At 40.9% G+C, this 13,444-nt stretch carries 6 protein-coding genes; all 6 read left to right on the forward strand.

Features of this window, described 5'->3' with window-relative positions:
* The first annotated feature begins 85 nt into the window (after window positions 1–85).
* The 6 genes from K429_RS0101715 to K429_RS0101740 all read left to right on the forward strand — a co-directional run bounded on the left by K429_RS0101715 (window position 86) and on the right by K429_RS0101740 (window position 13,443).
* The gene (locus tag K429_RS0101715) at window positions 86–2,635 is read left to right on the forward strand and encodes a kelch repeat-containing protein (RefSeq protein WP_231501796.1); all 2,550 of its coding nucleotides are present in this window, start codon (window positions 86–88) and stop codon (window positions 2,633–2,635) included.
* A 257-nt stretch (window positions 2,636–2,892) separates the two neighbouring features.
* Complete coding sequence (locus K429_RS0101720; protein WP_025725844.1) at window positions 2,893–5,592, forward strand: GH116 family glycosyl-hydrolase; 2,700 nt, start codon at window positions 2,893–2,895, stop codon at window positions 5,590–5,592.
* A gap of 151 nt (window positions 5,593–5,743) precedes the next feature.
* Window positions 5,744–8,875 (forward strand): TonB-dependent receptor, encoded by a 3,132-nt coding sequence (locus tag K429_RS0101725; RefSeq protein WP_229097795.1) that lies wholly within the window; start codon window positions 5,744–5,746, stop codon window positions 8,873–8,875.
* Between the two features lie 17 nt (window positions 8,876–8,892).
* Window positions 8,893–10,824, forward strand: coding sequence for a RagB/SusD family nutrient uptake outer membrane protein (locus tag K429_RS0101730; protein WP_007210220.1), 1,932 nt, complete (start codon window positions 8,893–8,895; stop codon window positions 10,822–10,824).
* A gap of 20 nt (window positions 10,825–10,844) precedes the next feature.
* Entirely contained in the window at window positions 10,845–11,591 is a 747-nt protein-coding gene (locus K429_RS0101735) for a DUF3823 domain-containing protein (RefSeq protein ID WP_007210221.1), read from the forward strand.
* 49 nt (window positions 11,592–11,640) lie between these two features.
* The gene (locus K429_RS0101740) at window positions 11,641–13,443 is read left to right on the forward strand and encodes a GxGYxYP domain-containing protein (protein ID WP_025725845.1); all 1,803 of its coding nucleotides are present in this window, start codon (window positions 11,641–11,643) and stop codon (window positions 13,441–13,443) included.
* Window position 13,444 lies beyond the last annotated feature (1 nt).

The following is a 13,444-nucleotide window of genomic DNA, read 5'->3' on the forward strand; positions in this document are numbered from 1 at the left end:
CCGGGCTTATGTTTCATGAGTCCGGTTTTTAAGTTATATATTTGTCTGGTTAATAAATAAGTAACTACATGACAAGGAAATGATAATGAGATATATAGGATCTTTCATATTGCTACTTTGCTTTTTATGCCTGCGAGCCAATGCTCAAGGTCTTGAATTTAATACTTATGAATCTGAAACTATACAAAAGACAAGTTATTCTGTTTTTGATGAAAATCCTTTGACCTTTAAAGGTCATCTCTCTATATCTTATGATTTGGCTATTCAGGATTATGGATCTTTCGGTTATATATTCCGATTAAAAGATCTGAAGCGTGAGAATGCAGATATTTATAGTTTTGTTTTCTCTTATGACAATGACGAACGGAGTTATCTGAAATTTAATATTGAGGCAAAAGAATGTCTTATTGTAGATACTCTATGTAATAAAAAACTTGGTCCTCGGCGTTGGATACCCATAGAAATCTCCTTTTTTTTAAAAGAAGATTCTGTATGCCTTACTATTGATAAGCGACAATATCAATCAGGAAAATTAGGCTTATCCGGAGAATTGACCCCTACCATCATGTTCGGAAGTAGTAAGTTTTCTGAAGAAATACCTTCTTTTGCAATCCGGAATTTAGTAATCTCCGACATGAATCAACAAATCAATTTTCCTTTGAATGAAAGTTCCGGTATTCTTGTTCATGACAAACAAGGAAAGATCAGAGGAAAAGCAATTAACCCAATCTGGTTAATAAATAAATCCTATTATTGGAATTTGCTTCATTCACAGGCTTCTGAGAGTACGGCGGGGTATAATTATGATTTCAATTCTGGCAATTTTGTCTATTTTAACAGCGATTCTTTATATACTCTGGATATCCGCCGTAATATTTGGGAAGGGTATAAGCATCACCCCCTGCCGATGAAGATGTATTTGGGAACAAACTTTTTCTATCCGGATTCTCGTTCTGTTTATATCTATGAAGTGGATAATCATGCAGATGTTTGTACCATTTGTGCTTTGAATGTACTTACAGGAGAAGTGGAAAAGGTTGATGATAAATTTTTGCCTTCACAGCGACACCACCATTCTTCTTATCTGGATACTATTCGTAATAAGTTCTATATTTTTGGAGGTTTTGGCTCACGCAAATATACCAATACATTGGAAGTATATGATTTGGATCAAAAGTCATGGAATACTATTAAATTGAAAGGTGATTTTGTAGCTCCTCGTTTTTTCTCTTCTATGGGAGCATTGAATGCTAATGAGTTGCTTTTGTTTGGTGGTACTGGGAATAGTAGTGGGGATCAGAGTATCGGGAAAATATACTATTATGATCTCTATAAGATAAATCTGAAAGATTCAACCGTGCAGAAAGTGAGGGACTTCTCTTATGATGGAGCTCAGATTGTTCCGGTAAGAAACCTTCTTTTATCTGATGATGGAGCTTCTTTCTATACGTTGTGTTATCCTATGCAGGAAGCTTCTTCCCATTTGCAGCTTTATAAGTTCTCGTTGCAGAATGATTCCTATGAGGTATTAGGTAATTCTATTCCTATGGAGTCGAAGGCTATTTTATCTAATGCAAATCTTTATTATAATAAAGAAACAAAGGAGTTTTATTGTTGTACGCAAGAATTTAATGAACGTGGCGGAGAATCTTCTGTTACACGTTTTTATTCATTGTCGGCACCTGCCATTGCAGAGAACGCATTGTTTTTATATGCTGTTGAAGAAGGACTTTCTTTGCGTACTGTTATTTTTGTAATGGTTGTTGTACTGATATTGATTGTTGGCATTACGTATTACTTGAAAAGGAAGAAGGAGAAACAACCGATACCTAAAGTCACACCTGTTCGTGAAACTTTCACTCAGGTTGAAAATAAAAAGTCACCACAGGCAAATGCCTTGTATCTGTTTGGGGAATTCACTATAATAGATAAAAAAGGAAGAGATATCACTCATTTGTTTAGTTCCAAGATAAAGCAACTGTTCTTACTTACTTTTCTGAATGGTTTAGGTAATAAGGAAGGTATTACCTCGAATTATATCTATGGGTTGTTATGGCCAGAAAAAGAATTGAGTAGTGCCAAAAATCTGAAGGGCGTTACAATAAACCGATTAAGAAAAATACTGGATGATCTAGAAGGTATTGAATTGGTGTATACTAATAGTCGCTATTCTATCCAATTGTCGGAGGCTTTCTATTGCGATTATCAACAATATCTTGAACAAATGAATAAAATCCGGCAAAGTGATGCATCTCAGGAAGTCAGCCAATCACTGATCGGAATTTTGTCGCGAGGGAAATTTTTAAAGTCTATTGACGACTCTATGTTTGATTCCTTTAAGAGTGAACAAGAATATGAATTGCATGAGATGTTGACGATTGAGTTGAATAATCTATATATGAAAGCTGCGTATGAGCAGGTTGCTCAATTGGCTGAAATCTGGCTGAGAGTAGATTCTTTGAATGATACAGCTTTGTGGTACATGCTGAATGCCTGCCATAAGCTGAAGAAGGAAGATCAGGCTATGAAGAAATATTATCTGTATATTGCAGAATATAATAAAAGTATGGGTAATAACTATTCCTATTCTTACTCTGATATCATACACAATGACTTAAGGACAAGTTTTCAATAATCAGAAAAAAAGGACTGTTTCCAATTTATAAGTCTCTATATTTAGAGGTAATCTTTTTATGTCTGTAACTTTATGCCATAGAGCATAGATTTTCTTAAATTAATCGGGTAATTAATAAAATACCTCTCAAAATTAACCCTCGATTAACCCCAATGTAACCGCTATTGTAATCTATCAGCATCTATTTTTGCACTCGAACGCTAACGAAAGCAGAAGTAGATTCATAACTTCTATTATTAATCTTAAAAAACACATGTATGAGTAAAAGAACCTTTGTCTCTTTAGCCTTTTGTCTTGCAGGAATATTTGCACTGTATGGACAAGAAGAAAATCAGAACAATTATGGTGTCGATGAAGCCAATACCAAATTCAGTCTTCAAAGTGGTGTTTTAGGTGGAGAAACCAACTATACTTACCTTTCATTAAAAGATCATGAAGACGTAAGCGGAGTACCCTTAGGTGGTATTGGAGTAGGCAATATAAATTTCGCTCCAAGTGGCAAATTCACCAGGATAGGAATGAATAATATTCATACTCCTATTAAACGTTCGGAGCATTCATTCTTCTCTTTATGGACACGGAAGGGAAATGAAAAAGAAGCTGTTCGTCTGGTTAGGGATAATCATGTTTTGTATGGAATGAAAGGAGTAGAACATACTCAATATAAAGGATTATTTCCTACAGCAGAATTAAGTTATGCGGATAATAATTTGAAAGTAGCCCCTGTAATTCGTGCCTATTCAGGATTGGTGCCGCACAATGTGAAAGATTCCTCTTTGCCGGTAGTATGGTTTGAGGTTGATCTCATAGCTCAGGAGGACATGGAAGCTGCATTAGCGTTTTCCTGGGAAGATTTTATCGGATTGTTTAATGACCCGAAGAGCTTGGAAGGTTTTGACAATGGCCAGCTATTGAGTGAAGGTAGAGCTAATATAAATAATGGAGAAAACTGGCCGTTGCGTGAGAAGGCTAAAACCTATGTAGAACCTTATCAGATGGGAAGCCTGAAAGGATTGATACAATATGCTGCAGATAGCTTGCAACCTCGCAAATTGACTTTTCAGAACTATGTGAATCAAGTGGTGATTGCAGTGGAAGAAGAAAAGAATGTATCTTATCTTCCAGCTTATCGTTCGAATTCTGAAGCATGGGATCAGTTTAGAAATAATGGAGAATTCACTTCTTCACTAACCAAAAATGTACTGACGGAGCAATCTCAAACTTCTTCTGCTTCTGTACTGGCTGTTAAGACACAGTTGAAAGCAGGTCAAAAGAAAACAATTCGTTTTATGCTGGCATGGTATGCTCCTGAACTGCAGATTGATGCGGCAGCCCTTCCTATCGGTAGCTACTGGCCTTGTGGGGCTGACTACAATAAATACTATCATAATTATTTTAATAGTATGAATTCTATGGTGAGCTATGCTGTATCCAATAGGGCAAGAATTGCCCGACAGACTACGGAGTGGCAAATCCCGGTTCTTGAGAGTAGCCTTCCTGACTGGTATAAGTTTAAGCTTATTAATAGTGGATATGTCATTTACACCAATATGGTGCTTACTAAAGGAGGTGATGTTATGGTTAATGAAGGAGCCATGGGCGGCTTTGCCGGAACAATGGATCAGCGTTTGAGTTCACATCCTTTTTACCAGAAATTTTTCACTCAACTGGATCGTTCGGAGATGGATATTTTTGCAGATGCAATGGATCCGGAAGGTTATATACTTCATTTCATCGGACATTACTATGTAGGTATGGGTACCGTAGGTGGCCGTGTACCAACGGAAAAGGGTTGGATGTTGGATAATGCTTCCGGCTGGATCATACAACTTGTTAAAGACTATGAGCAGACTGGCGATACAGAGTACTTGAAAGCACATCTTACGGGACTTAAAAGAGCCATGAAATTCTTATATAGTCGTATGCCTCAAGGCAGTACAATTCCTGTAGGCCCTACTACGTATGATGATTTTACTCATCCTCCTTTGTACTCTTACTATGCAGGTGTATGGCTGACTACACTCAGGGCTTACGAAGCTATAGGAAAAGCTATTGGAGATGAAAGCATCGTGAAACAGGCGCAACAACAGTTTGCTACCTCTCAGAAAGAGGCTCTTGAGAAGTTGTGGAATGGACGTTTCTTTGCCTACGGCTGTGAACCGGATGGTTCCAAAAGACTGGATAATGTATTGTTTACGGGACAGTTGGCAGGCCAGTTCCTGAGCCGTTACTGCGGATGGGGAGACGTATATCCTATGGATATAGTGAAGGCATCTATGATATCTCAATGCAAGATTTCTCTTTCCAAGTCTCCTGATTATTACGCTAATAAAGTGTGGGATATCAATCTGAACCGAGGTATTGATAATAGGGGATCACAATGCTGGCCCTTCTACCTGGAAAGCTATACTGCTTTAGCCGGTATGCAGGCGGGATTTTATGAAGATGCCATGGATATTATGAAGCACATCCAATTAGTACATCTGCGTAAAGGCTGGACATGGACTCAAAACTTGTGGAATCCCAGTGACATTACTTATATGACAGCTCCGGTAACTTGGTTCTCTACAGATGTATTGGCTGGTGCTGGCGTTAACATTCCCCGAAAAGAATTGCGTCTGGCTCCTGTAGTGGCCGATGATAAAGTAATCAGCATCCCTCTGTTTTATCCTAACTTTTGGGGAGTAGTAACTGCTGATCCTCAGAAGAAATCCATCACTTTCAAAATAACGAAGAAATATGGTAAAGAGCGGATCAGTTTCAATAAAGTGATATCGGAACCTGCAGGACTTTCCACTTCCGAAAAGAGAGAAATCGAAATTAAAGAGTTTGTGGTGGAAGAGGGAAAAACGTTGGATCTGAGTCCGTACTGGGATCGTATTATTGACAATCGTCTGGAAGCCCCGGTACTTCAGGAGGCAGATAAACATGACTTTCGTTACGTAACAATAAAATAAGAATGTTAACCCCTAAAAGAAAATGCCTATGTTAAAAGAAAAGATTAAATGACCCAAAGAATGTATCCACTGAGAAAAGTTGGAAACGTAACATTTAGAAATCTTTTATGTAATTGTAAAGTTAAAAATCTTTTTTTATATGATAAAACACATGAATCATTTAGCACGCACCTTGTTGGGATGCATCATGTTACTCTGTACCACAATGGTATATGCGCAACATGCACAGTTTAAAGGACAGGTGATAGACCAGGAAGGGAATCCACTGGTTGGTGCGACCGTTGTAGTGAAAGGAGCCAATAATAAAAATGCCGTGGCAGATATGTCGGGTGAATTTGTGCTACAAAATCTTGAGAAGAACGCTGTTCTTCAGATATCTTATATTGGCTTTCAGACTCAGGAAGTCAAAGTAGGAGCCGAAAACTCAGTAAGAGTGGTGTTAAAGGAAGATGAAGCCGTTTTGGGCGAAGTAGTAGTTGTGGGATATGGCACTCAGAAGAAACAGACACTGACTGGGGCTATTTCTACTCTTAGTGGTGACAAAGTGCTGACAACCAAAAGCACGAGTGTGGCTCAGAGCTTACAGGGAAAGATTGCCGGTGTACAGATCCGTCAACAGGACGGTCAACCAGGTTCGTTCAGTTCTATGGTACAAATTCGTGGCTTTGGTAGTCCGCTGTATGTAATCGATGGTGTTGTCCGCGATAGTGGCGACGGTGGTTCTGAATTTCAGCGCTTGAATCCGGAAGATATTGAAAATATTTCTGTACTTAAAGATGGTGCTGCGGCAATCTATGGTATGAATGCCGCCAATGGAGTTGTGATTATTACCACCAAAAAAGGAAGAAAAGGTAAAGCCCGTTTTAATTACAACGGTTCATTCACAGCTATTTTCCCCACTTCCATGATGAAGGTTATGAATGCTGCCCAATATGCGGAGATTTCCAATGAATTGTCAATGAATGCGGGTACCGGCCCTACTACCACTCCTGAAGAACTTGCCAAATGGCAGGCCGGTGGTCCCGGCTATGAAAGTACCGACTGGTTGGATGCTGTATTCAAAAAAAGTGCAGGTAGCCAGCAGCATACTCTTTCTGTTGAGGGTGGTAGTGATAAGATGACCTATTATGCCAGTTTCGGTTATGCGCACGATGGTGACTTGACACGAGGAGGCGATTTCAATTACGAAAGATATACTATGCGTAGTAATTTTACAGCCCAGTTGTCTAAGTATCTCAAAGCGGAAGTTAATGTTTCCGGAAGATATGACGTGACGAATGCTCCTATCCAGGGAGTCTTTGACTTACTGTTCAAATCTACATTGATGAGACCGACATCCGGAGTGTATGCCAATAACAATTCCGAATACTACAATGCAGCTTATCCTTTCCTAGACAATCCAGTGGCAGCAATGAATGGTGATCTCACCGGTATGAATACCAGCAGAGGACGTAGTTTACAGTCAACTGCCACATTGACCTATGATGTTCCTTGGGTAAAGGGATTGAAAGCTAAATTAATGACTTCGTATGATGCCAGTGATAACCGTACCTCGCATGAGAGAAAACTCTACCAGTTGTACAGTTATAATTCGCAGAATGAATCGTATGATGTATCAAAGACAATTAATGACCCGAGCAGTTTGTATGTGAATATGAATAATGGTAATAATCTTAATATTCAGGCACAATTGTCTTATAGTACTACTATTGCGCGCGACCATAACATTTCTTTGATGGCTATGTACGAAATGAATCATGGCTGGAATGATAATGTTTCTGCTACCCGCGAGTATGAGATTTATTCTAAACCTATTCTTGACTTAGGTTCTCAAACGAATATCCAGAATTCTGGGGGCTATGGAGAGACGGCAAACATCTCTTATCTGGGGCGTCTAAATTATGACTACCAAGGCAAATATCTGTTGGAAGGTGCTTTCCGTTATAATGGTTCTTATCGTTATGCTCCGGGGAGTCGTTGGGGATTTTTCCCGGTTGTCAGTGCAGGCTGGAGAATGTCCGAGGAATCCTTTATTAAGGATAATATATCGTTTGTCAGTAACTTGAAGTTAAGAGCCAGCTATGGAGAGACTGGTATTGATGCCGGTAATGAATTCCAGTTCATAGAAGGCTTTACAATGGGATCAAAGGGGTACGAGTTCGTTGACGGTACACAAACCAATGGAGTACTGACTCCGGCACTTATTAATAAGAACCTGACCTGGATTACGACACGTACTTATGATCTGGGTGTGGATATAACTTTGTGGGACGGCTTGTTGGACTTCACATTTGATGTCTATCGTCGTGACAGAGATGGGCTGCTGGCTACCAGAGGCAGCCAACTGACCAATACATTCGGAGCTTCCCTACCGGAAGAGAATCTGAATGCCGACCGTACCGAAGGTATTGAGTTTACCTTGGGGCACCGGAACAAAATCGGTCAGGTTTCATACGGTGTACAAGGAAACTTCAACTTTGCCCGCAGTAAGATGACCCGCCAGATACATGGTGAATACGAGAGTAGTTGGGATGTTTGGAAATCCGCTACCGAAGGACGTTGGAGTGGTATCGGCTGGGGATATACAACAGCTGGGCAATTCCAGAACTATGATCAGATTTATAATGCACCTGTGCAAAGCGGTGATAGAGGTAATACCATGATTCTTCCGGGAGACTATTACCTGCAAGATGTAAATGGTGATGGATACATTGATGGCAATGACATGAAGCCTAAATATTATGGATTGAATATGCCGGCTCTGAATTATGGCGTCACTCTGACAGCTGAATGGAAATGGTTCGATTTCATGGCTTTATTCCAAGGAGCAGCCTGTTATTCTATCCAGATCCCCGACAACCTGCGCAATTATGCACCTTGGGAAGGTAATTCATCTGCTTATCTGTATGACAGATGGCATCGTGAAGATCCGTTTGATGCAAACAGCAACTGGATTCCGGGAAGATTCCCGGCAGCCCGCGTGGCCAACTACAATCCGATGGGGAACAATGCACAGGAGACAGACCGCAATACGGTGGATGGAAGCTATCTTCGTTTGAAGAGTCTTGAAGTCGGTTATACGTTACCTCAACGTTGGGCCAGTCATGTAGGCTTGCAAAACCTGCGTGTTTATGTAAATGCTTATAATATCTTCACATTCTGTGATTCTTATTTGAAGAAGGATTTGAAACTGGATCCGGAGAAAACAGCCGGTCAGGATAATCGTATGATGAATTATCCGTTATCGTCTTCTATCAACTTCGGTGTAAATGTTAGCTTCTAATATAAAAAACGTTAGATATGAAAAATATAAAATATTATTTGGTTATCGGTCTATCAGCTGTGTTTACGGCATGTACGGACTTGCTGGACATTGAGCCTAATAACAAGATCACTCCCAATGAACTGTTTAATAACCCTAATGGGGCAAAAGCTTTTATGGCAACTATTTATCGCGATTTGCCTATTGAAGATTACATGTTTATGCCGGGTACCAGCGGAGAAGGAGGTTTCAATAATCCGACAGGGAATATCGGTTTATTATGGTATGCCAATATCTGTGAGGAAGCTGTACAAAGTCAGTGGGGGGAGCAGTCACCGGGATACGTTATTCGTGCGGATTATTTTAATCATGGCTATGAAACGCTTCGTAATATTAATTTGCTGAAAAGCATCATCCCTACACTGGATATTCGTGACAGTGAAAAGAAAGAACTGGAAGGAGAGGCTGCTTTCATGACTGCTTATGTATATTTCTACCTGGCAGAAAAATTTGGTGGAGTACCGCTGATCAAGGAATTGCAGGAGTATGATCCGGCCAATCCGGGAGCTTTGGTGGTTCCACGTAGCACAGAGTATGATACATGGGATTATGTAATGCAGCAATGTGATCTTGCAGCCGCACAACTTCCTAAAGAGCGTTCGGACAGACGGGCAACCAGATGGGCGGCATTGGCTTTAAAATCTCGTGCCGCTTTGTATGCTGCTTCTATTGCCAAATTCGGAGAACTGGCGCCGATGGAAGGAGAGGCTGTGACAAAAGGCTTGGCCGGAATGAAACCTGAAAATGCAGCCTATTTTTATCAACATTGCATTGATGCTTCCCTGACTATTATGACAGAATCGAACCATAAACTGTATAAACCGAATCCTGCCAGTCCGAAGGAAGCGGAGGAGAACTATCGTAGTATCTTTGTTAATCCGAACCAAACAGACGGAGAGGCTATTTTTATTAAAGGTATTGTAAAAGAAGGATCTGAGTTTGCCAGCAGTTTAAATTACTTTATCGAGCCTTACCAGACACAGGGACAGGGTAAAATGTCTCCAGCTCTTAATTTGGTAGATGCTTATGAAGATTATACGGACCTGCCGGGTATCCGTTCGGATGCAAAGGTCAAGACTCGTGTCAATGACAATTATTCCAATGCAGGTTTTGATACTGGTTATACTGATTATATCAAAGTAAATAAGGATACCCCTTATGATTTGTTTAATGGCATCGCTTATGGAGATGAGAAAAAAGCGAAGGATGCTCGTCTGTGGGCTTCCATCATACTTCCCGGTACCGAATGGAAAGGGACTAAGATTGTGATGCAAGGCGGTGTGATTCAACCGGATGGAACAGAATTGTATCGCGTTCCGACTACAGTGACCGGAAAAGACGGTAAGACTTACTATTCTTTAGGAGGTGAAAAGCATCAGGTGTCCGGTTTCTGGCCAGGAGACGGAACTCATTCCATGTCTGGTTTCCTCATGAGAAAGATGATCAGTGAAAGTATGCCGGCGCAATATCATAAGACGACGTTGGATTATATCGTATTCCGCTATGCGGAAGTGTTGCTGAATTATGCTGAAGCAGTCTGCGAAAGCGGGTTGGGGGATAAGACTATTGCAGCAAAAGCGTTGAATGATATTCGTAAGAGAGCCGCACATACTAATGAAATAGAATTAACAAGAGAGAATGTGAGAAACGAACGTTTTGTGGAACTCGCTTTTGAGAATATCCGTATCTGGGATTTGCGTCGTTGGAGAGTGCTGCATACGTTGATGAATAATTTCTCTCATGACATTCTGGTGCCTATGCTTGATTTGCGTGATACGAATCCTTCCCTGATATTTGTGCGTAAAACCACTATGGGAGCAAGCCTGAATGGTCCCAATAGCTATTCAATCTCCGAATACTATGAAGATGTACCACGCAATGCCATTAACCAAATGATTCAGAATCCTTAACTTTTAAATTAGTACAGAATATGAGAAAGATTAAATATATAATAGCCGGAATCAGTGCAGCGGTTTTCATGGTAAGCTGCGAGCTGGATAATTTTGATGGTCCGGATGCACAAGTATATGGTGCGGTAATTGATGCCGAAACAGAAGAGTTGATCCAGCAGGAAATTGGTACCAGTGGTGATGCAGCTTGTGTGCAGGTTATAGAGTATGGATATGCTATCCGCAAGGTACAGCAATGGAAGCTCATGCTGAATGGGGAATACAGAAACAATCTTGTTTTCTCCGGTACTTATGATGTCATTATGAATAATGGCAACTTTGTGAAACTGGATACGATTAAAGGATATCGTTTCGACAAAGGAGAAAATAGGCTTGATTTCAGGGTGATTCCGAATATCCGTATCAAAGAGCCCATTGTGAAGAAAGAGAATAACGCTATTGTTGCCACCTTTAAATTACAGTATGGTCACAGAACAGGTAAAGCCGAAAAGGTGGCCTTGTTTGCTCAATCGGATCAGAATCCGTCCAACTCTTTCAATCTGGCACATGTAACGGCTAATATTGAAGGCGATGATATCAATTTTGAGAATAATAGCCGGAATGCGAATAAAGTCTTTACATTGACATTGGACTTGAACTCTGACGAAGGTAAGAAGTTGAAAGCCGGACAGAAGTACTTCTTCCGTATCGGTGCACTGCCCAAAGATCTGGGTGAAGGTATACAGGCTAAGTATAATTATTCTCCGGTTTTTGAGATACAGTTATAGTTAGTAGGTAGGATAACAGTTTTCAATAGGTATTTTTTTAAGTTGAATCATGAAGTTTATTATTGGTTTCCTGTTGCTTTTTGCTGGGCTGAAAGCGATTGGCAGTGTTCCTTATCGTTTCTCTGAAAGTCCATGGATATCTGAATCTGTGGCAGATGAGGGAAAATATCACATGCCCGGAATGAAGACTAAGCCGAAGAAGTACTGGAGTTGTGTGGGTGTAATCCCTGTGGATAGTCGTAATAGTGTAGACGAGACAGATAAAATGCGCGGATTGCAATACCATCTCTTGTGTCAGTCCTTGGCGGGATTGACGAACCGTGCGGTAGAAAAAGGCAAGAGTGAAATAGCAGTCTGGTTGTGCGACCACGGTGGAAAGACTTCTTATAAACTTTCCAGACAGGCTTTGGAAGATATGGGGATACATGAACAAGGCATGCAGAATGGGCTTGAACTGGCATGCAATGAATACTCCTCTGTGGATGGTGTAAAAGTCCAGTTAAAAGGAATGTTCGATGGATATGTATTGACCGATGTGAAGAATAATCCGGAAAGTGGTGTAGTGGCATCTGTCGCTTCTCATGTTTACAATTCCATTATTGTGGATATTCGTGATAAGGAGTATTTTGAGAAAGCGGGGTATAAGATGAAATATGATGCCACCCGAAAGACTACAGTGGATGCCTGGCGTGAATTCAGAAATAAATGCAGTAAAAGGGCACTGGTCATAATGCCGGTGCAAACCGGAGAATTGCGCGAATTTGCCATCAAGAACAATCTGTTTGTATTGAACCTGAACAAGGAACTGGGAGACGCTGGGGCCGGACAAAACATTTCATTACTCGAAGAAGTGCTTGCCTGGCTGGAACCCAATGCTCCGGTATACGGTTGGGAGCAAGGAGTAAGTGAAGATCAATTTGTAGCCCGTGTATCCAAAAGCGGACATCCGATGATCCCCTGCGACTGGAGCTATAATCATTCGTTACTGTCCCTGCTTTATGAAAAAGGCCGGGAACAGGTGTTGCCCCGGATTTTCGATCCCCGGTCTATCGATTTCAAGAAAAAGAAAAACTTTGTTTCTTTTTTCCTTTCCGATGGTGATAACATTCAGTGGATGATGCAGGATTTTGCTTCCCGGTATTATGATGTTCCGGAGGCAGAAGATGTGAAGATGACTTTTGGATTGCCGGTTGCTACGTTGGCGATGATGGCTCCTGTACAGTTCAACAATCTGATGGGCTTGCAGAAACAGAATTGCTCGCTTATGGAGATGCTGGGCGGAGGCTATTATTATGTGGATACGTACAGTCAGGATCATAACCGGAAAACCAATCTGAGAGTGGCAGCAAAACGCTTGGCGGTTTCTATGCGTCAATATCAGATCAAGTTATTGGGAATAATGGCTATGGATGTGAAGTCGGAAGCGGCCAAAGAAGCCTATCAAGTTTATGTGGACGCTAATGACCAGTTGGAAGGCATCGTTGTTTTGCAATATTCTCCGTATGCCGGAGGTGAGGGAGAAGTCTTCTGGGTGACTAATAAGGCAGGATATGATATTCCGGTTATTACGGTGAAATATTCTCTCTGGGACAGAATACATGAACGTGAAGGTTCTCCCGACTTTATAGCTTCGAAGCTGAAAGAGGAAGCACAGGAAGAAAGTTTCTCAGTGGTATGTGTACATGCCTGGAGTCGTTTTGAAGGCGATACTTATGGAGCCTCGGCTGCCAAACAGTGTGCCGAACGATTGGACGACCGTTTTGAGGCGATTAATATGCAGGAATTGGTTTGGCGTTTACGCATGAGTCGACGTCCTGAACAAACTCTGGATTATTTGAATAAAATCTATTAAT

It is taken from the genome of Bacteroides sp. 14(A) (assembly GCF_000526555.1).
GTDB lineage: Bacteria > Bacteroidota > Bacteroidia > Bacteroidales > Bacteroidaceae > Bacteroides > Bacteroides cellulosilyticus.